The following is a 26,890-nucleotide window of genomic DNA, read 5'->3' on the forward strand; positions in this document are numbered from 1 at the left end:
AGATGACAATGAGTGTACAACTGGGCATTAACCCGCTGACGTGGACGAACGACGATCTGCCTTCCCTCGGCGCGGAAACCTCGCTCGAGACCTGCCTGAGCGAAGGAAAAGAGGCCGGTTTTGCCGGCTTCGAGCTGGGCAATAAGTTCCCGCGCGAAGCGCGCCTGCTTGGCCCGATTTTGCAACGCCACGACCTGCAGCTGGTCTCCGGCTGGTACTCCGGCCGCCTGCTGGAGCGCAGCGTGGAGGAGGAGATCGCCGCCGTGCAGCCGCACCTGACGCTGCTGCGCGAGCTGGGGGCGAAGGTGCTGGTCTTTGCGGAAGTGAGCGGCTGCATTCACGGCGAGCAGCAGACCCCGGTGCATCTGCGTCCGCGCTTCCCGCAGGAACGCTGGAAGGAGTACGGAGAGAAGCTCACCGAATTTGCCCGCTACACCCGGCAGCAGGGGGTGCAGATTGCCTACCATCACCATATGGGCACGGTGATTGAGTCCGCCGACGACGTGGACAACCTGATGACCCACACCGGGGAGGCGGTCGGACTGCTGCTGGATACCGGCCATCTGACCTTTGCCGGGGCCGATCCGCTGGCGGTGGCGCAGCGCTGGGCGTCGCGCATCAACCACGTTCACTGCAAAGACGTGCGCGCCGACGTGCTGGCGGACGTCAAAAACCGCAAAACCAGCTTCCTCGATGCGGTGCTGAGCGGCGTGTTTACCGTGCCGGGCGACGGCTGCGTGGATTACCCGCCGATTATGCGGCTGCTGAAGGCCCAGGACTACCGCGGCTGGCTGGTGGTGGAGGCCGAGCAGGATCCGGCCATTGCCCATCCGCTGACCTACGCCCGTCTGGGGTATAACAACCTGAGCCGCCTGGCGCGCGAAGCCGGACTTATTTGAGGAGGTGACATGTCACGTCTGTTATCACGCTGGCAGCAGCCGAACGCGGAGGGGCTCACCCAGTCCGTCACGCCGGAACGCGCAGGGTGGGGGTACGTCGGGTTTGAGGCGTATGAGCTGCAGGAGGGGCAGACGCTGACGCTGCCCGCCGTCAGGGAAGAGCGCTGCCTGGTGCTGGTCGCCGGGCGCGCCTCTGTCACCACGCCTTCCGCGCAGTTTAACGATATCGGCGAGCGGATGAGCCCCTTTGAACGCATCAAGCCGTGGGCGGTGTACGTCACCCCGCAGGAGACGGTCCAGGTGAAGGCGCTGACGGCGCTGGAGCTGGCGGTCTGCGCCGCGCCGGGCAAGGGCACGTATCCGACGCGGCTGATAGCCCCGCAGGACATCGACGCCGAGGCGCGGGGCAAGGGCCACAACCAGCGCTACGTGCACAACATTCTGCCGGAAGACAGGCCCGCCGACAGCCTGCTGGTGGTGGAGGTCTGGACCAACGAGGGCTGCACCAGCTCGTACCCGAGCCACAAGCACGATACGGATAACCCGCCGCAGGAGACCTACCTGGAGGAGACCTACTACCATCGCCTCAACCCGGAGCAGGGGTTCTGCATGCAGCGCGTCTACACTGACGACAGAACGCTGGACGAGTGTATGGCGGTCTACAACCGTGACGTGGTGATGGTGCCGAAGGGGTATCACCCGGTGGCGACGATGGCCGGGTATGACAGCTACTACCTCAACGTGATGGCCGGCCCGGTGCGCAAATGGATGTTCACCTGGGAAGAGGACCACGCGTGGATTAATCGGGATTATCCCGCAGATGGCGGTGGCTGAGGCTGTTTTTTGCCGGGTGGCGCTGCGCTTACCCGGCCTCTAATTCGCAAAATTTTACTTTGCTTCAACCGCCTGCTCAATCGTCCGGGCGATGGCCTCCGGCTGGCTTACCATCGACACGTGGCTCGCCGCCACCTCGATGGTTTTCGCGTGGATCGTCTTCGCCATCGCGCGCTCCAGATCGGGGTTGATCATCCGGTCATTCTTGCTGACCACAAACCAGCTCGGTTTATCATGCCACGCCGCGTGGGCGACCTTTTCACCAAACGCATCGGCCTTAATCGGCCCCTGCGTCGCCGCAATAGCGTTTTGCTCCCCCGGCTTCACGTCCGGCGCGAAGTCCTTCCTGACGGCTTCCGTCGGCAGGTATAAATAGCCCTCCGCCGTTTTGGCGATGCCCGCGCTGCCCGGCGGCGGCGGGTAGCTTCCCGCCAGATCCGCCGTCGACTGACCGGAATCCGGCGCGAATGCCGCCACATACACCAGCGATTTTACCCGCGCATCGTTGCCCGCCTCGCTAATGACGGTGCCGCCCCAGGAGTGGCCCACCAGCACCACGTCGCCGTGCGCCCGGGAGATGGCCCGTTTCGTGGCGGCAACATCATCCTTAAGCGAGGTGAGCGGGAGCTGGACGGCAATCACCTCGTCGTGCTGCTTTTGCAGCAGGGCGATCACCTTATTCCAGCTGCTGCCGTCGGCAAACGCGCCGTGCACCAGCACGACGCTGGTTTTATTTTCCGCGAAGGCGCTGGCGGAAAGTGCCAGCAGGCCCGCCGTCAGTACAGACAATGCTTTCATGTTCAGACTCCTTAAAAATGGTGGACCGCCGCGTGGGGCGGGACGGTGAATTCAATGGTTTTGTGGTCGAGCGGCTTGTGCGTCGGGTCGGCCAGGATGATCGTTACCTTGTGCTTGCCGGCGGGCAGCCCCACCAGGATCACCGGCTCGCCGCTGGCGTCAGCCCAGTGCCACGGCGCGCCGTCCACCACCACGTGAATGTGTCCGATACGCGGGGTCACCTTGAGCGCCTCGGGGCCGAAGACCGGCTCGATGCGCAGGTTTTCGGCCCGGTACTGAATAAACACCGCGCCTTTGCTCAGCGGGCCCGGGAGCGGGGGATCGACGATCAGCCTGGCGGGCGGCTGCGGGTGTTCCAGCGGCGCAACGGCGGCAGGGCCGTTAACGTCGGCGGCGCTGAGGCCGCTCAGGGGGGCAGCGCAGACGGAAGTCGTCAGAGCGAGTATGGAAAGCAACAGATGCTGGCGAATCATTTCGGTATCTCCTCGTGGGTAATGTCACGAGAGACAGCAGACCATTTTTATGTATCGCGCCTGTTTGCTTATGCGGGGTTTTTGTATCGACGCGTAAGCCTGATGGGGCAGATACAGTGTGATACATTCCGCCCGGGCACAGCAGGCTGTTTGCTGGCATGGTATCTCCAGGCGCACCCATCGGGTGCGCAAACTGACCGGAGAAAATATGATGAATAGTCAAAAAGTCGCTTTGATTTTCGGCGGCGCACGTGGAATTGGCGCGGCTATAGCGGTGCGGCTGGCGAAGGAAGGGTATCGCGTTGCCGTGACGTGGGTATCACGCCCGGACCGGGCTGATGCGCTTGTCTCATCCATTGCTGATGCGGGCGGACAGGCGCTGGCGATTAATGCGGATAGCGCGGACGCTGCCGCTATTCAGGCTGCGGTTGATGCCACGATTAAACATTACGGCAGGCTGGATGTCGCCGTCGTGAACGCAGGCGTACTGCGGCTGGGAAGGCTTGAGGAATATTCGCTGGAAGATCTGGATGCCACGCTGTCGGTGAACGTGCGCGGCGTTTTCCTCTCCATTCAGGCGGCAGTAAAAGGGATGGCGGAAGGGGGAAGAGTGATCACCATTGGCAGCAACACCGCAGTGCGGACCGGGCATGCGGGAAGCAGCGTTTACGCAATGAGTAAAGCCGCGGTGGCTGCGATGGTGCAGAACCTGGCGCTGGATCTGGCGCCTAAGCGGATCACCATTAACAACATCCAGCCCGGCCCCATCGCCACGGATATGACGGCCGGAATGGCGGAGCAGATCGTGGCGCATATCCCTTTGCAGCGCATCGGGCAGCCGGACGAGATCGCATCGCTTGCCGCATGGCTTGCTGGCGAGGAGTCCGGATATATGACGGGCGCGAGCCTGACTATTGACGGTGGCTTTGTGCTCTAGTCGCTCAGGGCAGGGACGCCCTGCTGCGGTTGCGATCTCAACATACTTACCGCCAGCCCCGCGATAATCATCGTCAGGCTCACCGAAAACCACAGCGTGCCCGTAATACCCAGTGTTTTATTCAGCCACGCAAAGGCAAACGGGGAAGCCGCGGCCATCATCTGGCCCGGAATGAGAAGCATGCCTGTCCGGCTGGCGTAACGCTCCGCGCTGAACAGCTCCAGCGGCAGGGTCGCTTTGACAATGGTTACCAGCCCGTTAATTGCGCCATAGCCCAGCACAAATCCGGCGGCACACCAGGCAAACAGGGTGCTGCTCAGACCGATGAGAAAACAAAGCGGCATGGCAAGGGCCGTAAAAAGCGTGAGTTTTAACGGGGTTAAGCGTGCACCCGCCAGCACCTCCATAAAACGCGCGCCCGTCTGGCCGATCCCCCACAGCATGCCGACCGCGACCGGCAGACCGAAACTGGCGATAAACTCGGGGAGGTGGGTAGAGGTCCCGGTTGAGACGAAGGTAATGAGCGCAATAAAGGTCGCATACAGCCAGCCGTTACGCCTGTCTCGTGGCGAGACCGGCGCGCTTGCTTTTGGCTTCACCATAAAGCGCTGACGCGGAAAGTGGCGAAGCAGCAGGGCGCTCAGTAATCCGAAGAGGGCGTAGATTTTCAGCGCGTCCTGCCATGCCATCACCTTGAGTAAAGCGTCACCCAGCGGCCAGAAGACGGCAGACGCCAGCCCGCCCATCAGCGTAATACGTGAGATCGTCCCGCGTGCCTGCTGGCCATAAAGATTGACCAGCGCGGCGAACAGCGCGTCATACAGCGACAGACGCATCCCGATGCCGCACAGTAGCCAGGCGTCGTACCAGCCAGACAGCGTACGGGTATACGCCATACCGGCGCAGCTTGCGGCAATCAGCAGCGTTCCGCCCATCACCACTTTCTGTCCGCCTAAGCGTGCCAGCAGGCGGGCGACGAAAGGGGAGACTGCGGCCATCACCAGCATCGCCAGCGTCAGGCCGAGGTAAATCTGCGGCGCTGACCACCCCCGGTCGGCTGAAATCGCCCGCGCAAAGGTGCCGGGCAGATAAAACGAGATCCCCCAGTTGATAAGCTGATTACATCCGGCAGTAAGGGCAAGGCGACGAGGCAGGGCAGGTGTTTCCATTGTTTTTCATTCCGTTATGCAGTTGTCCTGAGCATAGCGAGCGCGGTATTGTGCTGGCAGGCCTGCAACCTTATGCGCTGTATAAGAGAAACTTTGAATGACGACGCTCAACCTTGGCTATCTCGCGACGTTCCGTCTGGTGATCCAGCGCGGCAGCTTTTCCGCGGCGGCGGATCTGCTGGGCATTTCCCAGCCCGCCGTTAGCCTGCAAATACGCCAGCTGGAGCAGTTTCTGCAAACGCGGCTGGTGGAGCGTACCGGGCGGGGCATTAAGGCCACGGCGGCCGGAGAGTCACTGCTGGTGCACGGAGAGCGCATTCAGCAGGTCGTGGACGAAACCCTCCGGTCCGTGAGCGCGTTCAGCCACGATGTCAGCGGGACCATTACCCTTGGCACGGGGGCGACGGCCTGCATCCATCTTCTGCCGCCCCTGCTGGCGCAGCTGCGCCGCGACTATCCGCTCCTGCGGGTGGGCGTAATGACGGGCAACACCCTCGATATCGTCAGGGCTATCGAAGAGAACCGTCTCGATATGGGGCTGGTGACGCTGCCGGTCAGCGGCAGAGCGCTGGACGTTATGCCGGTGATGGACGAGGAGTTTGTTTTTATCGCCTCGCGGGAGCAGCATGACGCTTTCAGGGAGTTAACCCCGGAGGCGCTCCATGCTCAGCCGCTGATCGCCTTTGAGTCTGGCAGCGGAACACGGGCGCTGATTGATGGCTGGTTTGCGGCCAATGGGTTAGCGATCGCGCCGGTGATGCAGCTTGGCAGCATTGAGGCGATCAAGCGTATGGTTCGCGTGGGGCTTGGCTACAGTATCGTTCCGCGAATGGCGGTTGAGCATGACGCTGACCGTGAAGGGCTCTGCGTCATGTCGCTCACGCCCATGCTTCAGCGGCAGCTGGCCATCGTGATGCGGCAGGACAAGATCCTCAGCAAAGGGATCGCGGGGATTATTCGGCTGGTGCAAAACCCTCCGCAGGGCTAGCGATCAGCGGCGTCGACGTTCAGGCTGGACTGCTGTGACTGGACTTTGTCCTGGTGGTGATACCAGGCGCCGATGGAAGAGTAAACGAAGCGGCCAAAGAAAAACAGAAAGCTGATGAGCAGTATGATGCGGGTCATTCGGGTGTTAAAACGGTGTCGTTTGCGCATACGCGTGGCCTGACTCACTCTCTTTTTTCCTGGGCATGCCCATCTGGGCGACGGGGATATTAAGGCACAGAGGAAAGAGAGGGTCAATTCCGTCATGTGTAAATAACCGTCAATGCTTACATTAATTATTGTTATTGAAATTAATAATTGCATTTACCATATTGATAATATGAAGAAAATTATTTCAAAAAAACGCTGTGCAAGGCTTATTTGCGTAAAATAGTTTGATTTATGTCAACGGATTCCCGGCCCTGATATTTAAAATCCCTCCTCCATACCGTTCGCCCCGCACGTCGCCGGGCGGCGCCAGGTCAGGTTGGATGCCTGTCTTTATTTTCCCTCTGGAGAAAAAGGGGTTTAACCGGGCATCTATGAATATTTTCGCTTTTCTTAAAAAGAATAAACACCGCTGGTGGTCATTGCCGCTTATTTTACCGGTGGTTTTACTTCCCGTACTGAGCGTGGCGAATACGTTCACCCAGCTGGGCGACGGGATAGCGGCACTTTATTATTTACCGCTCTCGTTTTTGCTTTCGCTGATGATGTTTTTTGGCCTGGAAGCCCTTCCCGGGATCGTATTGTCGCTGTTTATCCGCTATTACCCGTCGGTCGGGATGTTTGAAACCGTCGCCGGCGTGCTCCATTTTATTGTCCCTATAGTGCTTAGCTGGGGCGGCTACCGGGTGTTTGCGCCCAGACGCAATATGACGGCGTACGGCGACGTACGGCTGATGGCGCAGCGCATCTTCTGGCAGGCCTTCTGCCCCGCGACGCTGTTTCTGCTGCTGTTCCAGTTTGCGGTGTATCTGGGCGTGTACGAGAGTCGCCAGAGCCTGGCAGGGCTTAACCCCCTCAATATTCGCACGCTGATTAACTATCAGGCCCTGCTGGTCAGCGGACTGACGGGCGTGCCGTTAAGTTATCTGCTGATCCGCCTGATTCGTCATCCGCGCTATCTTAAAAGCCTCATCTCGCAGATCCGTACCCAGATAGACAAAAAGGTGACGCTCGCGGAGTTTCTGATTTGGGCCATTGCGCTTGCCGGGCTGCTTTCGCTTCTGCTGCTGCCGATGAATGAAAACAGTTCGATTTTCACCACTAACTACACACTGTCGCTGCTGATGCCGGTGATGCTCTGGGGGGCGATGCGCTTTGGCTATAAGCTGATTTCGCTTATCTGGATCCCGATACTGCTGGTGTCTATTCACTATTTTTACCGCTATATCCCCGTGAACCAGGGGTACGACATTCAGCTGGCGATCACCTCTTCCAGCTATCTGGTCTTCTCCTTTGTGGTGATTTACATGTCGATGCTGGCGACCCGGCAGCGGGCGGTGAACAAGCGCTCCCGCAGGCTGGCGCTGCTCGACCCGGTTCTGCATATGCCTAACCTGCGGGCGCTCTCGCGCGATCTGGCGAAAAACCCCTGGTCGGCGCTCTGTTTACTCCGCGTTCCGGAGCTGGAAATCCTGGGCCGTAACTATGGCGTGTTACTGCGCATTCAGTACAAGCAGCAGCTGGCGCAGTGGGTAAACGGTACGCTCCAGCCCAATGAGCAGGTCTATCACCTGACGGGCTGTGACATGGCGATTCGCCTTAACGCCGAATCGCACCAGCAGCGGATTGAAACCCTCGACGAGCACATCAAGCAGTTCCGCTTTGTCTGGGACGGCATGCCGCTGCAGCCGCAGGTGGGCGTGAGCTACTGCTATGTGCGTTCGCCGGTTAACCACCTCTATCTGGTGCTGGGTGAGCTGGGGGTGGTGGCCGATCTGTCGCTCTCCTCTAACCATCCGGAAAATCTCCAGCAGCGCGGTGCCGTGCATCTGCAGCGCAGCCTGAAGGATAAAGTCGCGGTGATGAGTCGCCTGCAGCGTGCGCTGGATAACAATGCATTCACGCTGCTCGTTCAGCCCGTACGCGGCCTGCGCGGCGATAGCTATCACGAGGTTTTGCTGCGGATGACGGACGCAAACGGACTGTTGATCTCCCCTGAACAATTCCTGCCGATAGCCCAGGAGTTTGGCCTCTCTTCGCGGGTGGATTTGTGGGTGCTGGAGCATACGCTGCGCTTCCTCGCCGCGCATCGCGAACGGCTGCCCGGCCAGCGCTTTGCCATTAATCTGGCTCCTTCAACGGTGTGTCGGGTGCAGTTCCCGCTTGAGGTGAGTCGCCTGCTGGCGAAATATGCCATTGAGCCGTGGCAGCTGATCTTTGAAGTGACGGAGTGCAGCACCTTCAGCAACGCGGAGCAGGGGCTTCACATCCTTAGCCAGCTGCAGAAAATGGGGGTACGCATTGCGATTGATGACTTCGGTACCGGCTATGCGAGCTATGCGCGGCTGAAAAGCGTGGACGCAGACATCCTCAAGATTGACGGCAGCTTTATTCGCAATATCGTCAGCAACAGCCTGGATTACCAGATTGTGGCCTCTATTTGCCATCTGGCGCGCATGAAGAAGATGCTGGTGGTGGCGGAATATGTCGAGACCGAAGAGATACGTAGCGCGGTGCACGCGCTAGGCATCGATTATGTGCAGGGCTATCTGATTGGCAGACCGGCAGCGCTTGAGTCACTGCTGGAAGCAGAGGCGTCCACGGCGGACGCCTGAACCGTTACGCGGCGACGTCGGCGCTCTCTTCCTCGATTTTGAGCAGCCAGCCGGTGACCGCTTCCCAGTACTGCTGCTCTTTTTCCAGGTCCAGCAGGACCAGCGCGTTCTGGCTGAACCAGTCGTGCGGGAAGCTCAGCGTCCAGTGGTGATCGTCGGTTTTCAGCTTCAGCGTCGGCGGTGTGGTGGTGGCCTGACGCTGATTATTCAGCAGCACGCCCAGACGCAGCAGCTGAATAAGCGGCAGGAACTGCTTTTTCTTGAACAGCGTGAAGCGCGGCAGATCGTCGAGCTTGATGGCTTTGCGGTGATAGCGCACCAGCGTCGCCATCATGGTTTGCTGTTCCTGGTTGAAGCCAGGGAGATCGCTGTTTTGCAGAATATAGGCCGAATGGCGGTGCATCCCGCTGTGGTTAATGTTCAGCCCCACCTCGTGCAGCATCGCGGCCCACTTCAGCAGGGCGGCAAGCTGCGGGTGCGCCAGCTTGGGATTCTGCTCCTGCCACTGCTCGTACATCTGCACCGTGGTTTCCAGCACGCGCTTCGCCTGCTCGCGGTCGATGTTGTACTGGTTGGCCAGGCTCTGCGCGGTGCGGCTGCGAATGTCCTGATGACGGAAGCGGCCCTCCATCTCGTACAGCACGCCCTCACGCAGCGCGCCGTCGGAGAGGCGCAGCTCTTTAATCGCCAGGGCGTCAAACACGCCGCAGAGAATAGCCAGGCCCGGCACGAAGACTGCCTTACGCTCGTCGGAAAGCCCCGGCAGGCTTAGGGCGTCAAAACTTTTATGCTTCAGCACCTCTTCGGTCAGCAACGTCAGGCGTTCAGGCGTGATAAAGCCGTCTTTTTCACCCATCGCCAGCAGCACTTCATGCGCCGCCTTGATGGTGCCCGACGCGCCCAGCGCCACGTTCCAGCCCTGAATGCGGTACTGCCAGGCCAGATTCTCCAGCTTCTGGATCGCAGCCATTTTTGCCCGCTTGAAGTTCTCACGGGTGATGGTGCCGCCGGGGAAGTACATCTGCGCGAAGCTGACGCAGCCCATGCGACGGCTCTCCACCAGGCGCGGCTCAAAGTCTTCGCCGATCACCAGCTCCGTTGAGCCGCCGCCGATGTCGATCACCAGCTTGCGCCCTTTTTCCGGCTGGGTGTGCTCCACGCCCATGAATATCAGACGCGCCTCCTCGTTACCGGAGATGATCTCAATCGGGTAGGGGATCACTTTTTCGGCCCGCTTGAGGAACTCCGGCGCGTTCAGCGCCTGGCGCAGCGTGTGGGTGCCCACGATGCAAACGCTGGAGGGCGAGAAGCCCTGCAGGCGTTCAGCAAACAGCGACAGGCAGTTGAGGCCGCGCTCCATCGCCTCTTCGCTGAGCATGCTGCGCTCATCAAGCCCATCCGCCAGGTGTACGCGCTGCTTCAGACGACCGATGATCTGCAGCGCGCCATCCACCTCACGGGCGATGACCATGTGAAAACTGTTAGAGCCAAGATCGACCGCGGCGTATTCCTGCGGGCGTGGGGTCTTATCATTTATCGGCATAGGTTAATCGGGTTGCTCGAGTGATTTGATATAGTCGTAAATCGCCAGCTGTGACCGCACTTTACGGCGGTTGCCGCGCGGTACGTAGCGGTTACTGAGTTCTTTGTCGATATAGCGCGCCTTCACCGTATCGCTGAACAGGATCTCGATAATGTCGAGGATACGCTGTTTCAGACGCGGATCCAGCAGCGGCGTCGCGACTTCAATTCGATAATCAATATTGCGCGTCATCCAGTCTGCTGAAGAGAGATAGACCTGTTTATCACCCGCATTATCGAAAATATAGACCCGATCGTGCTCCAGGTAGCGGTCAACGATGCTGATCACGCGAATATTGTCGCTGATGCCTTCCAGTTCCGGAATAAGCGAGCACATGCCGCGGATCAGCAGGTTAACCGGTACGCCGGAACTGGACGCGGCATACAGCCTGTCCACCAGTCCTTTATCGACCAGGTTGTTAAGCTTCAGCGTGATGCCGGACGACAAGCCTTTCTGGGCATTGGCGATCTCTTTATCGATCATATCGTACAGCAGGCGGCGCGAGTTCTGCGGCGAGACCAGCAGATAGTCAAAGCTCACCGGGCGGTATGGGTTTTCGATAAAGTTAAAGACCCGGCGCACCTCGTTGGTGATGCGCGCGTCGGCGGTCAGCAGCGAATAGTCGGTGTAAATCCGCGCGGTTTTTTCGTTAAAGTTCCCGGTGCCGATGTGGGCGTAGCGCACCACGTCGTCGCCCTCTTTACGCGAGATCAGGAACAGCTTGGCGTGAATTTTCAGCCCCGGCGCGGAGAAGATCACGTGCACGCCCGCTTCCGTCAGGCGGCGCGCCCAGTGGATGTTCGCCTCTTCGTCGAAGCGCGCCTGCAGCTCAACCACCACGGTCACTTTTTTGCCGTTGTGCGCCGCGTGGATCATCGCGTCGATGATGCGGGAATCTTTTGCCACGCGGTAGATGTTGATTTTGATCGCCAGCACGTTCGGGTCGAACGACGCCTGACGCAGCAGCTCCAGCACGTGTTCAAACGTGTGGTACGGGTAGTAGAGCAGCACGTCGCGCTCGCGAATGGCGTCGAACCCGTTGCGGAACTTATCGAACCAGATATGACGCAGGCGCGGCAGCGGCTTGTTCACCAGATTGGCTTTGCCGACGTTCGGGAAGCCAATGAAGTCTTTAAAGTTGTGGTAACGGCCACCCGGCACGATGGAGTCATAGCGCGAAATGGTCAGCTTCTCGCGCAGCATCTCCACCATGGCGTCCGGCATATCGCGCTGATAAACAAAACGCACCGGTTCGGCCGTCAGGCGCTGTTTCAGGCTGGAGGACATCAGCTCCATCAGGCTGGCTTCCATCTCGTGCACCAGGTCATATTCGGCGTCACGGGTCATCTTCATCGAGTAGGCGTTTAACGCATCGTAATCGAAGAAGCCTTTGAAGATGTCATCCAGACAATAGCGCAGGATGTTATCCAGCAGGATCATCGGCTTGCGTCTGCGCGGGGTTTCCGGCGGCAGGTTCACAAAGCGCGGCACCTTGTCTGACGGGATCTCCAGCAGGGCGTAACGGATGGATTCACCGCGAATAATTTCCACCGCCAGATAGGTGTAGTCATCCTTCAGGAACTGCACCAGATCGGTTTCGCGGTTGATGAGAATCGGGGTAATGTGCTGGCGCAGGTACTGTTTAAAGTAGTGGCGCAGCCAGTTTTGTTGGTTAACGGAAAGCTGACGTTCGTTAATCAGGAAGATTTGATTGCGCGCCATCTCCAGCAGCAGTTCGTTATACAGGCCGTCAAATTCCTGATCGGCTTTCAGCACGCGGGACTGGATTTTGCCCAGCAGATGCCGCGAGTGCGAGTTTAAGCCCTGTTCTTCGCTGATGATGATCCGTCTTTTCAGCTCGGCAAAGCGAACCTTGTAGAACTCATCCAGGTTGTTGGAATAAATGCCTAAAAAACGCATGCGTTCGATCAGCGGGTTACTTTTGTCTGCCGCTTCCTGGAGTACACGTTCGTTAAATGCTAACCAGCTTAGCTCTTTCTCGATATATAACTTTTCCTGACCCATTACAGCTCACACTCCAGTTCAATCACAGGACGTGGTAAATCCGTCTCGTCCTTATTATGGCGAGCATTTCCACGATATGTCCAACAGTGCCAGAAAAGTATGACAGTTATTTTTTTTGTTGGGGAATTTAGCGGGTTGGGGGAGGGAATATCGGGTAAGCGGAGCGCCACCCGACATAGCAAACTACTCTTCGGCCGCATAACCCTGCGGGGGTAACTTCACGCCGTCCAGCCAGGCCGCGCCGTCGCGCATCGCCAGACGCCCGTCGACAAACCAGCTTACCACCAGCGGGTAAATGGCGTGCTCCTGAGCCTGCACGCGTTCAGTCACGTCGTCTTCGTTGTCGCCGTCAAAGACCGGAACTTTCGCCTGGAGGATCACCGGGCCGCCGTCCAGCTCGTCGGTCACGAAATGGACGGAGGTGCCGTGTTCCTCGTCGCCGTTTTCCAGCACCTGTCGATGGGTGTGCAGGCCGGGATATTTTGGCAGCAGGGAAGGGTGAATATTCAGCAGACGACCGGCGTAATGTTCGACGAAGGCCGGGCTCAGAATACGCATATAGCCCGCCAGCACCACCACGTCCGGCGCGTAGGCGTCAATCTCCTGCACCAGCTCGCGGTCAAAGGCTTCACGTCCGGCGAACTGGCTGGCTTCCAGCGCGTGCGCAGGAATGTTCGCTTCCCGCGCGCGCTCAAGGCCGAACGCGTCGGCCTTGTTGCTGAAAACTGCCCGAATGGTGCCATTGATTTTCTTCTGTTTGCAGGCGTCTATGATTGCCTGCAAATTGCTTCCGTTGCCGGAAATGAGCACCACGATGTTTTTCATTCAATGACCACACGCTGTTCGGAATCGGAGGCTTTAATCGTACCGATTTTCCACGCGTTTTCACCTTTTTCGGTCAGCAGCTTAACCGCTTTATCCGCTTCACTTGCGGGCAGGGCGATAACCATGCCCACGCCGCAGTTGAAGGTGCGGTACATTTCGTGAGAGCTCACGTTGCCTGCGGTCTGCAGCCAGTTGAAAACGGCTGGCCACTGCCATGAGGATTCGTCGATCACCGCCTGGGTGTTGTCCGGCAGCACGCGCGGAATGTTTTCCCAGAAGCCGCCGCCGGTCAGGTGGGCAATGGCGTGAACGTCAACGTTCTCGATAAGCTCCAGCACGTTCTTCACGTAGATGCGGGTCGGGGCCAGCAGGTGGTCGGCCAGCGGTTTGCCGTCCAGCTCGGTGGTCAGCGGGTCGCAGCCGCTCACTTCGAGGATTTTACGCACCAGAGAGTAGCCGTTAGAGTGCGGGCCGCTGGAGGCCAGCGCGATCAGCACATCGCCATCGGCCACTTTGCTGCCGTCGATAATTTCTGATTTTTCTACTACGCCGACGCAGAAGCCCGCGACGTCATAATCTTCGCCGTGGTACATGCCCGGCATTTCAGCGGTTTCACCGCCCACCAGCGCACAGCCGGACTGCAGACAGCCTTCGGCGATACCGTTAATGACGCTGGCTGCGGTATCCACATCCAGTTTGCCGGTCGCGTAGTAATCGAGGAAGAACAGCGGCTCTGCGCCCTGAACCACCAGGTCGTTCACACACATCGCGACCAGATCGATACCGATCGTGTCGTGACGTTTTAAATCCATCGCCAGGCGCAGCTTGGTGCCTACACCGTCAGTACCCGAGACCAGAACAGGTTCACGATATTTTTGCGGCAGCGCGCACAGTGCGCCGAATCCACCCAGACCACCCATCACTTCCGGGCGGCGGGTTTTCTTCACCACACCTTTGATTCGGTCAACCAGCGCATTACCTGCGTCAATATCAACACCGGCATCTTTGTAGCTGAGAGAAGTTTTGTTGGTCACGGCTTAAATCCCCACGCGATTGCATAGCTAGTAAGAAAAATCGGCGCAATTCTAACAGTCCAGGCAAACGTTTGCGAGCCTATTCTGGACGTGGGGATCTTTTTTTCTGTATAGCCCGTAAATGCAGCCAAACTTGACTCCGTTCACGAAAATGAAACCGGTTTCGGCGATCTGCTTGCAACGAATATCCCCTTTGCACATCATCGAACTGAAACCGGTTTCTGTAATTGTTTTTGCAGAAAATAACGCAGAATGAGGGAAAGCGAATGTCAGGATTCAAAGCAGATTTTCTGTGGGGTGGGGCCGTTGCGGCGCATCAGCTTGAGGGCGGCTGGAAAGAGGGCGGCAAGGGCGTAAGCGTTGCCGACGTTATGACGGCGGGGGCGCACGGCGTGCCGCGTGAAATCACCAACGGCGTGCTGGAGGGGAAAAACTACCCTAACCATGAGGCCATCGACTTCTACCACCGCTATAAAGAAGACATCAAACTGTTTGCCGAGATGGGCTTCAAGTGCTTCCGTACCTCCATCGCCTGGACGCGTATCTTCCCGAAAGGCGACGAGCTTGAGCCGAACGAGGCGGGCCTGAAATTCTATGACGATCTGTTCGAAGAATGCCTGAAGTACGGCATCGAACCGGTTATTACGCTTTCCCACTTTGAGATGCCGTTCCACCTGGTGACGGAATACGGCGGCTGGCGCAACCGTAAGCTGATCGACTTCTTTGTCCGCTTTGCGAAGGTCGTTTTTGAGCGCTACCAGCACAAAGTGAAGTACTGGATGACCTTTAACGAGATCAACAACCAGGCCAACTTCCACGAAGACTTTGCGCCGTTTACCAACTCCGGGCTGAAGTACGCGCCGGGTGAAGACCGCGAGCCGGTAATGTTCCAGGCCGCGCACTACGAGCTGGTGGCCAGCGCCCTGGCGGTGAAGGCGGGGCGCGAGATTAACCCGTCGCTGCAGATCGGCTGCATGATTGCCATGTGTCCCATCTACCCGCTGACCTGCGCGCCGGACGACATGATGATGGCGATGAACGCCATGCACCGCCGCTACTGGTTTACCGACGTTCACGTGCGCGGCAAGTATCCGCAGCATCTGCTCAACTACTTCGAACGTCGCGGCTTCGCGCTGGATATTACCGAAGAAGATAAAGCCGCGCTGAAGCAGGGCTGCGTGGACTACATCGGCTTCAGCTATTACATGTCCTTTACCACCAAAGCGACGGCGGACAACCCGCAGCTGGACTACGACGAGAGCAAGAGCCTGGTCTCCAACCCTTACGTGCAGAAATCCGACTGGGGCTGGCAGATTGATCCGGTCGGGCTGCGCTACTCCCTGAACTGGTTCTGGGATCACTACCAGCTGCCGTTGTTTATCGTTGAGAACGGCTTTGGGGCAATCGACGTGCAGGAGAGCGACGGCACGGTGAACGACCAGTACCGCATTGATTACCTTTCCGCGCACATCCGCGAGATGAAAAAAGCGGTGGTGGAAGACGGCGTGGATCTGATGGGCTACACCCCGTGGGGCTGTATCGACCTGGTGTCTGCCGGAACGGGCGAAATGAAAAAACGCTACGGCTTTATCTTTGTGGATAAAGACAACGAAGGAAACGGCACCCTGAACCGCAGCAAGAAGAAATCGTTCGACTGGTATAAGCAGGTGATTGCGAGCAACGGCGAGCAGCTATAATTGCTCGGTGGCACCCCGCACCCAAGCCGGAGGCTCGCCTCCGGTTTTTTTTGTCTCTAAATCACTTTGCTTGATATACGTCAAGCAAGTTGGGTATGGCGCAATCCGAAAAAAGCGGTATAATCCCGCGATTTTTTTGCGGATGCCACCTCAGAGGAGAAAGAGAATGAAGATTGTGGAAGTGAAACACCCACTCGTTAAACACAAGTTGGGCCTGATGCGTGAGCATGACATCAGCACGAAGCGTTTTCGCGAACTGGCTTCTGAAGTGGGTAGCCTGCTGACCTACGAAGCAACCTCTGATCTGGAAACAGAAAAAGTGACCATCGAAGGCTGGAACGGCCCGGTGCAGGTTGAGCAGATCAAAGGTAAGAAAATTACCGTGGTGCCTATCCTGCGTGCCGGTCTTGGCATGATGGAAGGCGTGCTGGAGCACGTACCGAGCGCGCGCATCAGCGTGGTCGGTATCTACCGTAACGAAGAGACGCTGGAGCCGGTACCTTACTTCCAGAAGCTGGTCTCTAACATCGACGAGCGTATGGCGCTGGTGGTTGACCCAATGCTGGCGACCGGCGGTTCAATGATCGCCACCATCGACCTGCTGAAAAAAGCGGGCTGCAGCAGCATTAAGGTGCTGGTTCTGGTGGCGGCACCGGAAGGGATCGCGGCGCTGGAAAAAGCGCACCCGGACGTTGAACTGTATACCGCGTCTATCGACCAGGGGCTGAACGAGCACGGGTACATCATCCCGGGGCTCGGCGATGCCGGCGATAAGATCTTTGGTACGAAATAATCGAATAACGATAAATAAGCCGACTTTGATAGTCGGCTTTTTTTTGAATAAAACACCAACAACAATACTACACAGAGGAAAACACTATGACGCGCCGTGCTATCGGGGTGAGTGAAAGACCGCCGCTTTTACAGACTATCCCGCTTAGTTTGCAGCACCTGTTCGCCATGTTTGGCGCAACCGTGCTGGTGCCAATCCTGTTTCACATTAACCCGGCTACCGTGCTGCTGTTCAACGGCATCGGTACGCTGCTGTACCTCTTTATCTGTAAAGGCAAAATCCCGGCGTATCTCGGGTCGAGCTTTGCCTTTATCTCTCCGGTATTATTGCTGCTGCCGCTGGGTTATGAGGTCGCGCTGGGCGGCTTTATCATGTGCGGCGTGCTGTTCTGCATCGTTTCCTTCATCGTGAAGAAAGCGGGTACCGGCTGGCTGGACGTGATGTTCCCGCCTGCGGCGATGGGGGCCATCGTTGCCGTTATCGGTCTTGAACTGGCGGGCGTGGCGGCGAACATGGCCGGCCTGCTGCCTGCGGACGGCCAGTCACCGGATTCCAAAACCATCATCATCTCGCTGGTAACCCTGGGCGTGACGGTGTTTGGCTCCGTGCTGTTCCGCGGCTTTATGGCGATTATCCCGATCCTGATTGGCGTGCTGGCGGGCTATGCGCTCTCCTTCGTCATGGGCGTGGTGGATACCACTCCGATTGCTCAGGCACCCTGGTTCGCGCTGCCAACCATCTACACCCCGCGCTTTGAATGGTTTGCTATTTTCACCATTCTGCCTGCCGCGCTGGTGGTGATTGCCGAGCACGTTGGCCACCTGGTGGTGACGGCGAACATCATTAAGCGCGACCTGATCCGCGACCCGGGGCTGCACCGCTCCATGTTTGCCAACGGTTTCTCCACCATCATCTCCGGATTCTTCGGCTCCACGCCAAACACCACCTACGGTGAAAACATCGGCGTGATGGCGATTACCCGCGTCTACAGCACCTGGGTTATCGGCGGCGCGGCGATCATCGCCATTCTGCTCTCCTGCGTGGGCAAGCTGGCGGCAGCGATCCAGATTATCCCGGTCCCGGTAATGGGCGGCGTTTCCCTGCTGCTGTACGGGGTGATCGGGGCGTCCGGTATTCGCGTGCTGATTGAATCCAAAGTGGATTACAGCAAGGCGCAGAACCTGATCCTGACCTCCGTTATCCTGATCATCGGCGTGAGCGGCGCGAAGGTGCACATCGGCGCGGCCGAGTTGAAGGGCATGGCGCTGGCGACCATCGTCGGCGTGGGCCTGAGCCTGATTTTCAAGCTGATCTCGGTGATCCGTCCGGAAGAGGTGGTGCTGGACGCTGACGAAAGCGAAAAAGCGCCACATTGATCTTCATGCCGGGCGAAGGATCGCCCGGTTCTCTCCCGGCTGGTTCCGTGATAAACTCATCGCCGATTTTATGTAAGATCTCTGGTTGAGGTATTTCTGAACGGACCGGCACAGCTCTCTCTGCCACTTTATCTCCCTGACGACGAAACTTTCGCGAGTTTCTGGCCGGGTGATAACCCCTCTTTACTGGCTGCACTGCAAAACGTGCTGCGCCAGGATCACAGCGGATACATCTATATCTGGTCACGCGAAGGCGCGGGGCGCAGCCACCTGCTGCATGCTGCCTGCGCGGAGCTTTCGGCGCGCGGGGACGCGGTAGGCTATGTGCCGCTGGATAAACGTACCTGGTTCGTGCCTGAAGTGCTGGAGGGAATGGAACATCTCTCGCTGGTCTGCATCGACAATATCGAATGCGTGGCGGGGGACGAGCCGTGGGAAATGGCGATCTTTAACCTCTACAACCGCATCCTGGAGTCGGGCAAAACCCGGCTGCTGATCACCGGCGATCGTCCGCCGCGCCAGCTCAATCTGGGGCTGCCGGATCTGGCGTCCCGTCTGGACTGGGGGCAAATCTACAAGCTCCAGCCGCTGTCGGATGAAGACAAACTGCAGGCGTTACAGCTGCGCGCAAAGCAGCGCGGCTTTGAGCTGCCGGAAGACGTGGGCCGTTTCCTGCTCAAGCGTCTGGACCGCGAAATGCGCACCCTGTTTGATACGCTCGATCAGCTCGATCGCGCCTCCATTACTGCCCAGCGCAAGCTGACCATTCCGTTTGTGAAAGACATTCTTAAGCTTTGAGTTTTTGCCCGGTGGCGGCTAAAGATCCCCCATCAGGTGCTCAACCAAAAGCGGAATCGGTCTGCCCGACGCCACGCTCCTGCCATTCTCGCGCCACAGCGCCGTGCCGCTGATGTCCAGATGCGCCCACGGGATCGTCTGCGGGCAGAAATGGTGCAGCAGCCACGCCGCCGAGGCGCTGATTGCCGCGTTGTTGGTCGGCGTGTTGCACAGATCGGCAATCGCGCTGTCGGTCTGCTTTTTCAGCCGCGCATCCAGCGGGAGGGACCACACTTCGTCGCCGCTCCGCTTACCCGCCTGCGTCAGCGCGGCGCGCAGCGGCTCGTCCTGGGTCATCAGCCCGCTCAGCTCATACCCCAGCGCCTTCACTACCGCACCGGTTAAGGTCGCCATATCAATGATATAGCACGCCTGCGGATGGCGCTGGCTGGCCCAGGCGATGGCGTCAGCGAGCACCAGTCGGCCTTCGGCATCGGTGTTGTTGATTTCAACCGTCATGCCGTTGCAGGCCGTCGCCACCGTGCCGGGCTGCATGGCGTCCGGGCCGATGGCGTTTTCCGCCAGCGCCAGCACGCCCATGATGCGCACGGGCAGCGCCAGCTCTGCGGCGGTCAGCATTAGCCCCAGCACGTTGGCCGCGCCGCACATGTCGTATTTCATGGTGTACATGCCCGCGCCTTCCTTCAGCCACAGGCCGCCGGTATCAAACGTAATGCCTTTACCTACGTAGCAGCGCACCGGGCCGTCGTTGACACCGTCATAATGAATCGCCAGCAGACGCGGCGGGCAGGTCGCCCCTTTGCCGACGGCGTGCAGCAGCCCCAGCCCCTGCTCAACGATTTGCTCTTCATTCAACACGTCGCACCGCAGGGTGGGGAAGGCAGAACACAGTTTTTGTGCCTCTTCGACGACAAACTGCGGCGTGCAGCGGTCGGAAGGGATATCCGCCAGGCGTCGCGCCGCGACCATGCCGTGGGCGATGGCCTGCTGATGGCGGAAGATCGTTTCCAGCTTTTCCTGCTGCTCCGGCAGGCAGAGGGCGGTGATGCGCTTAATACGGACGCCCTCACTGGTTTTCTTCAGCTGTAAATCGCTCAGCCTGTGCGCCTGATTAAAGAGAAAACGCAGCACCTGGGCCAGCACGACGTCATCAATATCTGTTGCGTCCAGCACGATATCTGCGCTGGCGGGAGAGGCAATCAGCGGTCGCAGGGCGGCGAGCAGGCCTTCAGTGAGCGCGTCATGCCAGAGCGCGTCCGGCAGCAGGGTGATGCGCGCAAAAGGGGCGCAGCCAAAGCGCGTGTCCGCGATGCCGTCAGACTCGCGCATTTCGGCAACAAGCGCGGTTTGCGGCAACTGCGCGCAGGAGACGCGGGCGATTAAATGGCTTTGCGGCTTCGCGTCAGAAAGCGAGGTGATTAACTGATACGCGATCATTTTGACTCCTCAATCGGCGCGCGGATCCGCGCGGCATAGGCCTGCATCCACTCATCGTCCACGGCGTGATAGTGCGTTTTCTCCCGCAGGCGCTCGGTACGAAAAACGGTGAGCGGCTGACGGGCCGTCGCCACCACAAACGAGAAGGTTTTGATATTGGTGGCGGCGCCAAATTCGCCCCTGTTATTCATGCACACTACGGAGAGATCGCCCACGCGACCAAAGCGCGACATCAGCTTGTCTTCCAGCTCGAACACCACGGAGTCTGCCGCCTGCTGCGGGGTCATACCCTGCGCCATCCGGCGGACGATTTCGTAGCTGGTGCAGCCTTTCATCAGATCTTCACCGACGCCCGTAGCGGTGGCCGCGCCGGTTTCGCTGTCGCAGTAAAAGCCGGAGCCGATAATCGGCGAATCCCCAATGCGGCCGCGTTTTTTCATAAACAGGCCGCTGGTGGAGGTGGCAACGCTCATCGAACCCTGCTTATCGAGGCCGATAATGCCGACGGTGTCGTGTCCGTCGTACGGGCTTAAGCCTTTATCCAGCGTCTCGCGGCAGCGCTTGCGGTAGTGCTGCATGGCCCGTTCGGTGAGCATGGTTTTGTCGGCAAAGCCCTGGCTTAGCGCCCATTCCCGCGCGCCCTGGCCGACCAGCAGGCTGTTGTAGCGCTGGCGGCTGAGCGCGTGCGCCACGCGCACCGGGTTGGCGATATCCACCAGGTTCCCCACGGCACCGAACGCCAGCGTGTCGCCGTCCATGTATGCCGCGTCCAGCTCGACTTCACCGTTTTCGGTAGGCAGTCCGCCGTAGCCGACGGATTTATACAGCGGAAAGTCTTCGACGGCGGCGACGGCATCAACCACCGCCGTAGCGACCGGCTTTCCCGCCGCCAGGGCAGACGCAGATTCCGTTACCCCTTCAAGCGCCATTCGCCAGGTTGCGATAATTCCCCACATGCTTTACTCCTGTTTTGCAAGGGTGGTGTCGGTTTGCGTAACGGTGGCAATTTCCGCCGCGCGGTACTGTTTGTCCACGATACGCATGAAGGGCAGGTACAGCATGGCGCCAATCAGCAGGTTGATCAGCTGCATCACGCTGCCGCTCAGGTGCCCGGTGACGATAAAACCGCTGATCACCGGCGGCAGCGTCCAGGGGATAAACACCCCGGTGGTGACGGCGACCGCACCAACTTTCATCGCCGCATACTGCACGGTGACCAGCACCAGCGGCACCAGGTTGAACGGGATGAGCATGATCGGGTTCATGATCACCGGCAGGCCAAACAGAATCGGCTCGTTGATGTTAAACACCGAAGCCCCGGCGCCGAGGCGCGCCACTTCGCGCATGTTTTTACTGCGCGCGAAAATCAGCATCGCAATCACCAGCGACAGCGTGGCACCCGCGCCGCCCATCCAGATCATGTCAAAAAACTGCTCGGTGATGATGTGCGGCGGCGTTGTGCCGGCCTGAATCGCGGCGATGTTGTCCGTCTGGTTTTCCATCCACAGCGGACGAATGATGCCGTTAATCATCGAGCCGGAGTTAATGCCCACGGACCAGAGAATGGTGATGCTGAAGACGGTCATCAGCGCGCCAAAGTAGGAGGTGCCGTAGTGGCGCACCGGCGTGGCAACCACTTCATAAATAAACTGATGGATGGTGCTGTAGTGGGTGTTTTCAAAGACGATGCGGATACCCAGCACCAGAATCATCACCAGCAGGGCCGGGATCAGCGCCGCGAACGACTCCTGCACCGCAGGCGGCACGCCGTCCGGCATTTTTATGACCAGATTTTTGCGCTTCAGCCAGCAGAACAGCTCCGTCCAGAGCAGCGAGCCGATCATCGCCACGAACAATCCTTTGCTGCCAATCCACTCCACCGGCATCACGGTAATACCGCCGTTTTCCGCCACCTTAATAAACGGGGTCAGGATCAGAAACGCCACCAGCGCCAGGATGCCGCAGGAGATGCGGTCCTCGCCGTAGTGTTCCGCCAGGCGGAAGGCGACCAGGAAGCTGATGAACAGCGACATGGTGGAGAACACCGCGTTGAACGGGATTTCAATAATCGCGCTCCAGCTCTCACCAAAGGCCTGAGACATAAACTGCTGATAGGTTTGGTTCGGGAATGAGGAGATCACCAGCAGGATGGAGCCGACGATGATAAACGGCATGAATGAAACGTAGGCGCCGCGTATGGCCCCGAGATGACGCTGCTGGGCCGTTTTCGCCGCCAGGGGCATCAGTTTTGCTTCAAGAAATCCCAGAACATTGTTCATTGTGAACTCCGTACAAGATTGAGTGGCGTGGTTATGTTATGTCTGAGGATTATCAGTGAAGCGCGGCGAGCGAAAGGTGAAATCGGTCACAAAGCAATCGCTCGCGTTATATAAATCTCATATGATTAGTTAACGGAATTGTTGCGATGGAAATTAAACTGCATGCCAATGCGACTACCACGCCGCGTATCCGCCGCTATCTGCAACAGTCAGATAAAAGCGACAGAGAGCTTGCCGTTGAGTTGGGAATTTCGGTCACGACCGTCAGGCGCTGGCGCAACCGCGACCAGATTTCTGATAACCACACCACGCCAAAAGTGATACACAAAGCGTTGAGACAGGAGCAGGTTGCGCTGGTGAATGCGCTGCGCGACATCTCAGGGGCGCCGCTGGATGAACTGCTGCAGATGGTTAACGACGTGCTGGGGATCCGCGTTTCTCGGGCAACGCTGAGCCGCTATCTCAAGCCGGCCCCCGCGAAACACAAGGGGACTTCATTGCAGGGTAAAAAGGCGCTGAAGGCAGGCATCATGCCGCACACGCTGATGCTGCATCATCTGCCTTTGTCGTTGCACATGGACGATGGGGGTGAACAGCACCTGCTCTGGGCGCGCGAACCGGTAAGCGGCTGGTGTCATGCCCGGCTCTATGCGGGACTTTCGCCCCAGTTGCTCAATACCTGGACGCGGGCGCTGCTGGATGCCTGTCCGGCTGATATACAATCTCTTGAGACTTTTGGTTTTGAACTGACGGATCCTGCAAAAGATGTGGCTGTAAAAACGCATCCCCAAAAACACAATGCGCTTCAGGTGGCGGTGCCATTACGCGATGTTATTCCTCGCGTGAATGATGAACCGGCGGGAGAGGTGTTGATCGCGCTGTGCGAATTCTATAACCGGGGCAAAACGCAGAAAAAGCTGGGAGAGAGTACGCCGCAGGCGTTTCTGGAAGCGCTGCGGCGCAGGGACTAGAGGATTTCGAGCACATCTTCCGGCGGACGGCCAATTCGCGCCTTGCCGTTCGCCACCACGATCGGGCGCTCAATCAGCTTTGGATTGTCGACCATCGCCTGTACCAGCTCAGCCTCGGTGAGGCGGCCGTCATCCAGATTAAGCGATTTATACAGATCCTCTTTCTGACGCATCAGTTCGCGTGCGCTGCCCATCCCCAGCATGTGCAGCAGCTCGCGGATCGTCTGCGCGTCCGGCGGCGTCTCCAGATACAGCACCATGTCCGGGTCGACGCCGTTAGATTTCAGCAGGCTGAGCGTGTCGCGGCTCTTGGAGCAGCGAGGGTTATGGTAAATTTTTACCGCGTCTGTCATGACTTCTCCTTTATTACATCTTCTCGTACGGCTTAAAGCGTTGTTGCAGGCCGCGCAGCTGGTCGATGCGCGCATCGTAGCGGGCCTGCTGCAGGCTGCCGAGCTTCACCTGCGAGCTGGCGCTGCTGAGCAGGGAAATAGCCTGATCGAGACGGCCCGCCAGCGCCAGGCCTTCAGCACGCGCGGCCAGCTCCTGATCGCGGTTACCCAGCTGACCCTGGGCCTGGGCGAGCAGCTCCCAGCCGTTCTGATCGTCTTTATTATTAAACGTGTAGCGGTTCAGAATGGTCACGGCCTGCGCGGGCTGACCGCCCTGCAGGTAAGCGTTCGCCAGGTTAAGCTGCAGCACCGGGTTGGTCCGTATGTCTTTCGCCCCTTTCAGGCGGTTAATCGCATCGGTGGCTTTCTTCTGCCCCAGATCGATATCCGTTGAGAGATCGAGATACCACGGATTGTTCGGATCGGCTGCCAGCAGCGGCTGCAGCGCTTTACGCGCTTCGTCGTATTTGCTGGCTTCCATCGCCTGTAGCGCCTGACCATACTGCGCGGCGTTTTTTTCCCGCACGTTGCCTTTCGCCAGGGTATCCAGCAGATCGCTGGTGAGCTGGTTACGCCCGGAGTTGTACATGCCGAGCGTTCTCACTTTTGCCATGTAGAAGTCCTGCGACGACTGCACGACCACCGGGCGCATCTGATTGGCACGGTTGCGCGCATCCGATAAACGGCTTTCCGGCAGCGGGTGGGTGAGCAAAATTTCCGGCGGACGGGAAGAGTAACGTGCCTGATCGAGCAGTTTTTCCAGGAAGCTCGGCATGGCCTGCGGGTCAAAGCCGGAGCGCTGTAAAACCTGAATTCCGATGCGGTCAGCTTCCTGCTCGTTTTGCTGGGTGAAGCTGATCATCCCCTGACGCGTTCCCGCCAGGGTACCGGTCAGGGCCGCCATCCCGGCCTGCGGGCTGGCCATCGCCAGCAGAATAGAGCCCAGCGCGCCCACCCAGGTCAGCGGGGCGTTACGCTTCTGGTCTTCCATCGCACGCGCAAGGTGGCGCTGGGTGACGTGCGAAATTTCGTGCGCCATTACCGAGGCCAGCTGGCTTTCGTTGTCTGAATAACGGAATAACGCCGAATGCAGCACCACGTTCCCGCCGAAGAAGGCGAAGGCGTTGATTTCGTCGTTATTAATTAAATAGAAGTGGAAGGGCGTTTTTACCGAGTCGGCGTGCGCCACCAGGCGCATCCCCAGCCCGTTAATGTACTGCACCAGCAAAGGGTCGTTGATCAGCGGGGCGCTGCCGCGCAGCTGGCGCACATAGTAATCACCCATCTGCATCTCTTGCCCGATAGAGAGCGTGCTTCCTGCCGTGGTGCCCATGTCCGGCAATGAATCGGACGAGTCAGCGAAAGCGGGCAACACCTGACCGACCGTCACTGCGGCAATCAGTGTTGCAACCAGTGTTTTTCTCAACTGCCTGAACATAACCACTGTCCTGTATGTTGGAGGTGCTAATTTGACCGATGAACCGGCATATCGTTCATCTCTGCTGCCCTGCGAGTGTAGCCGTGTTACCGCATGAAGAAAATCCCATTCATCAGGCTTTTGCGGATTGTGACAGGGATACAAAAAGCGAAAGTCTTTTTTGTGACAATTAGATACAATTCATCGTCTCACTCCCGCCAATCGATTCAGGGAAGGGTTGTATGCTCGAAATGTTAATGCAGTGGTACCGGCGTCGGTTCAGTGACCCGGAAGCCATTGCTTTGCTGGTTATTCTGGTTGCCGGGTTCGGTATTCTGTTCTTCTTCAGCGGCCTTCTCGCCCCTCTGCTGGTGGCGATTGTGCTGGCGTACCTGCTGGAGTGGCCAACGGCGCGCCTGGAACATATCGGCTGTTCACGCCGCTGGGCGACCAGCATCGTCCTGGTGCTGTTTGTCGGCATTCTGCTGCTGATGGCATTTGTGGTGATGCCGGTTGCCTGGCAGCAGGGGATCTACCTGATCCGCGATATGCCCGGCATGTTAAACAAGCTGTCTGATTTCGCCGCCACGCTGCCGCGTCGTTACCCCGCGCTGATGGATGCGGGGATCATAGATGCGATGGCCGAAAACATGCGCGCCCGCATTATGACGATGGGCGACTCGGTGGTGAAATACTCTCTGGCCTCGCTTGTGGGGCTGCTCACCCTGGCCGTCTATCTTGTGCTCGTGCCGCTAATGGTGTTCTTCCTGGTCAAGGACAAAGAGCAGATGCTTAACGCGGTACGCCGCGTGCTGCCGCGCAATCGCGGCCTGGCCGGGCAGGTCTGGGAAGAGATGAACCAGCAGATCACCAACTACATTCGCGGCAAGGTGCTGGAGATGATTGTGGTCGGGGTCGCGACCTGGATTGGCTTCCTGATCTTCGGCCTGAACTACTCGCTGCTGCTGGCGGTGCTGGTCGGATTTTCGGTTTTGATCCCATACATCGGCGCGTTTGTGGTGACTATTCCGGTGGTGGGCGTTGCGCTGTTCCAGTTTGGTCTGGGCACGGAGTTCTGGAGCTGCTTTGCGGTATACCTCATCATTCAGGCGCTGGACGGTAACCTGCTGGTGCCGGTGCTGTTCTCCGAAGCGGTGAACCTGCATCCGCTGGTGATTATCTTATCCGTGGTGATTTTCGGCGGGCTGTGGGGGTTCTGGGGCGTGTTCTTTGCTATTCCGCTGGCGACGCTGATTAAAGCGGTGGTGCACGCGTGGCCGGATGTGCCAGCGGTGGAAGAGAAGTAGATTTTGTGCGGCCTGACGCCCTCACCCACGGGGAGAGGGAGAAAACACTAAAACGGCAACTGGGTTGCCGTTTTGCTGTT

At 58.6% G+C, this 26,890-nt stretch carries 24 protein-coding genes; 11 read left to right on the top strand and 13 right to left on the bottom strand.

The features are described from left to right. The first annotated feature begins 8 nt into the window (after window positions 1–8). Entirely contained in the window at window positions 9–899 is an 891-nt protein-coding gene (iolE, locus tag UTO39_RS14075; protein WP_320727418.1) for a myo-inosose-2 dehydratase, read from the top strand. A 9-nt stretch (window positions 900–908) separates the two neighbouring features. Next, the gene (iolB, locus tag UTO39_RS14080; RefSeq protein ID WP_320727419.1) at window positions 909–1,733 is read left to right on the top strand and encodes a 5-deoxy-glucuronate isomerase; all 825 of its coding nucleotides are present in this window, start codon (window positions 909–911) and stop codon (window positions 1,731–1,733) included. A gap of 54 nt (window positions 1,734–1,787) precedes the next feature. On the opposite strand, the gene UTO39_RS14085 is transcribed toward iolB, so the two are convergent. Both UTO39_RS14085 and UTO39_RS14090 read right to left on the bottom strand, forming a co-directional pair. Further along, complete coding sequence (locus UTO39_RS14085; protein ID WP_320727420.1) at window positions 1,788–2,531, bottom strand: alpha/beta hydrolase; 744 nt, start codon at window positions 2,529–2,531, stop codon at window positions 1,788–1,790. Window positions 2,532–2,542: 11 nt separating this feature from the next. Beyond that, on the bottom strand, window positions 2,543–3,004 hold the full coding sequence (locus tag UTO39_RS14090) for a DUF6130 family protein (RefSeq protein ID WP_061097418.1): 462 nt from the start codon (window positions 3,002–3,004) through the stop codon (window positions 2,543–2,545). 211 nt (window positions 3,005–3,215) lie between these two features. On the opposite strand from UTO39_RS14090, the gene UTO39_RS14095 reads away from it, so the two are divergent. Next, complete coding sequence (locus UTO39_RS14095) at window positions 3,216–3,941, top strand: SDR family oxidoreductase (protein ID WP_253543507.1); 726 nt, start codon at window positions 3,216–3,218, stop codon at window positions 3,939–3,941. Here the strand turns inward: UTO39_RS14095 and UTO39_RS14100 are convergent. Further along, window positions 3,938–5,110, bottom strand: a complete 1,173-nt coding sequence (locus UTO39_RS14100) for an MFS transporter (RefSeq protein ID WP_320727421.1) — start codon at window positions 5,108–5,110, stop codon at window positions 3,938–3,940. The two genes, UTO39_RS14095 and UTO39_RS14100, sit on opposite strands and share 4 nt — an antisense overlap. A gap of 97 nt (window positions 5,111–5,207) precedes the next feature. Between UTO39_RS14100 and UTO39_RS14105 the strand changes: the two genes are divergently transcribed. Further along, on the top strand, window positions 5,208–6,098 hold the full coding sequence (locus tag UTO39_RS14105) for a LysR family transcriptional regulator (RefSeq protein WP_320727422.1): 891 nt from the start codon (window positions 5,208–5,210) through the stop codon (window positions 6,096–6,098). Here the strand turns inward: UTO39_RS14105 and UTO39_RS14110 are convergent. Beyond that, window positions 6,095–6,265 (bottom strand): YfgG family protein, encoded by a 171-nt coding sequence (locus UTO39_RS14110; protein ID WP_071888235.1) that lies wholly within the window; start codon window positions 6,263–6,265, stop codon window positions 6,095–6,097. The two genes, UTO39_RS14105 and UTO39_RS14110, sit on opposite strands and share 4 nt — an antisense overlap. Before the next feature lie 371 nt (window positions 6,266–6,636). Here UTO39_RS14110 and UTO39_RS14115 point away from each other — a divergent pair, with 371 nt between their 5' ends. Next, complete coding sequence (locus tag UTO39_RS14115) at window positions 6,637–8,877, top strand: EAL domain-containing protein (RefSeq protein ID WP_320727423.1); 2,241 nt, start codon at window positions 6,637–6,639, stop codon at window positions 8,875–8,877. A gap of 4 nt (window positions 8,878–8,881) precedes the next feature. On the opposite strand, the gene ppx is transcribed toward UTO39_RS14115, so the two are convergent. From ppx to purM, 4 genes are all read right to left on the bottom strand, one after another. Next, entirely contained in the window at window positions 8,882–10,420 is a 1,539-nt protein-coding gene (gene ppx, locus UTO39_RS14120) for an exopolyphosphatase (RefSeq protein WP_320727424.1), read from the bottom strand. A gap of 3 nt (window positions 10,421–10,423) precedes the next feature. Beyond that, complete coding sequence (gene ppk1 / locus UTO39_RS14125; protein WP_028014033.1) at window positions 10,424–12,484, bottom strand: polyphosphate kinase 1; 2,061 nt, start codon at window positions 12,482–12,484, stop codon at window positions 10,424–10,426. A 183-nt stretch (window positions 12,485–12,667) separates the two neighbouring features. Then, window positions 12,668–13,309: a phosphoribosylglycinamide formyltransferase gene (gene purN / locus UTO39_RS14130; protein WP_061097422.1), complete on the bottom strand. Its 642-nt coding sequence runs from the start codon at window positions 13,307–13,309 to the stop codon at window positions 12,668–12,670. Next, a complete protein-coding gene (gene purM / locus UTO39_RS14135) occupies window positions 13,306–14,343 on the bottom strand; it encodes a phosphoribosylformylglycinamidine cyclo-ligase (protein WP_008501643.1) in 1,038 nt (345 codons plus the stop codon). The genes purN and purM overlap by 4 nt, the downstream gene beginning before the upstream one ends. Window positions 14,344–14,609: 266 nt before the next feature. On the opposite strand from purM, the gene UTO39_RS14140 reads away from it, so the two are divergent. From UTO39_RS14140 to UTO39_RS14155, 4 genes are all read left to right on the top strand, one after another. Beyond that, the gene (locus tag UTO39_RS14140; protein WP_320727425.1) at window positions 14,610–16,040 is read left to right on the top strand and encodes a 6-phospho-beta-glucosidase; all 1,431 of its coding nucleotides are present in this window, start codon (window positions 14,610–14,612) and stop codon (window positions 16,038–16,040) included. Window positions 16,041–16,206: 166 nt separating this feature from the next. Next, the gene (gene upp, locus UTO39_RS14145; protein WP_008501641.1) at window positions 16,207–16,833 is read left to right on the top strand and encodes a uracil phosphoribosyltransferase; all 627 of its coding nucleotides are present in this window, start codon (window positions 16,207–16,209) and stop codon (window positions 16,831–16,833) included. A gap of 86 nt (window positions 16,834–16,919) precedes the next feature. After that, window positions 16,920–18,209: a uracil permease gene (uraA, locus tag UTO39_RS14150; RefSeq protein WP_061097424.1), complete on the top strand. Its 1,290-nt coding sequence runs from the start codon at window positions 16,920–16,922 to the stop codon at window positions 18,207–18,209. 96 nt (window positions 18,210–18,305) lie between these two features. Beyond that, window positions 18,306–19,007, top strand: a complete 702-nt coding sequence (locus UTO39_RS14155; protein ID WP_211438414.1) for a DnaA inactivator Hda — start codon at window positions 18,306–18,308, stop codon at window positions 19,005–19,007. A gap of 18 nt (window positions 19,008–19,025) precedes the next feature. Here the strand turns inward: UTO39_RS14155 and UTO39_RS14160 are convergent, their stop codons facing one another. The 3 genes from UTO39_RS14160 to celB are packed head-to-tail and all read right to left on the bottom strand — an operon-like array spanning window position 19,026 to window position 22,723. Further along, a complete protein-coding gene (locus UTO39_RS14160) occupies window positions 19,026–20,444 on the bottom strand; it encodes a leucyl aminopeptidase family protein (RefSeq protein ID WP_320727426.1) in 1,419 nt (472 codons plus the stop codon). Next, a complete protein-coding gene (locus UTO39_RS14165) occupies window positions 20,441–21,400 on the bottom strand; it encodes a N(4)-(beta-N-acetylglucosaminyl)-L-asparaginase (protein ID WP_320727427.1) in 960 nt (319 codons plus the stop codon). Before UTO39_RS14165 ends, UTO39_RS14160 begins: the two co-directional genes overlap by 4 nt. A gap of 3 nt (window positions 21,401–21,403) precedes the next feature. After that, complete coding sequence (celB, locus tag UTO39_RS14170) at window positions 21,404–22,723, bottom strand: PTS cellobiose transporter subunit IIC (RefSeq protein WP_266179669.1); 1,320 nt, start codon at window positions 22,721–22,723, stop codon at window positions 21,404–21,406. 146 nt (window positions 22,724–22,869) lie between these two features. Here celB and UTO39_RS14175 point away from each other — a divergent pair, with 146 nt between their 5' ends. Then, window positions 22,870–23,694 (top strand): XRE family transcriptional regulator, encoded by an 825-nt coding sequence (locus tag UTO39_RS14175; protein ID WP_320727428.1) that lies wholly within the window; start codon window positions 22,870–22,872, stop codon window positions 23,692–23,694. On the opposite strand, the gene arsC is transcribed toward UTO39_RS14175, so the two are convergent. After that, on the bottom strand, window positions 23,691–24,047 hold the full coding sequence (arsC, locus tag UTO39_RS14180) for an arsenate reductase (glutaredoxin) (protein ID WP_320727429.1): 357 nt from the start codon (window positions 24,045–24,047) through the stop codon (window positions 23,691–23,693). The genes UTO39_RS14175 and arsC overlap by 4 nt on opposite strands. A gap of 13 nt (window positions 24,048–24,060) precedes the next feature. Then, complete coding sequence (bepA, locus tag UTO39_RS14185; protein ID WP_041908772.1) at window positions 24,061–25,524, bottom strand: beta-barrel assembly-enhancing protease; 1,464 nt, start codon at window positions 25,522–25,524, stop codon at window positions 24,061–24,063. 221 nt (window positions 25,525–25,745) lie between these two features. Here bepA and UTO39_RS14190 point away from each other — a divergent pair, with 221 nt between their 5' ends. Then, window positions 25,746–26,810: an AI-2E family transporter gene (locus UTO39_RS14190; protein WP_061097430.1), complete on the top strand. Its 1,065-nt coding sequence runs from the start codon at window positions 25,746–25,748 to the stop codon at window positions 26,808–26,810. The last annotated feature ends 80 nt before the right edge of the window (window positions 26,811–26,890 follow it).

The sequence above is a fragment of the Enterobacter sp. 118C5 genome (assembly GCF_034107645.1).
GTDB lineage: Bacteria > Pseudomonadota > Gammaproteobacteria > Enterobacterales > Enterobacteriaceae > Enterobacter > Enterobacter nematophilus.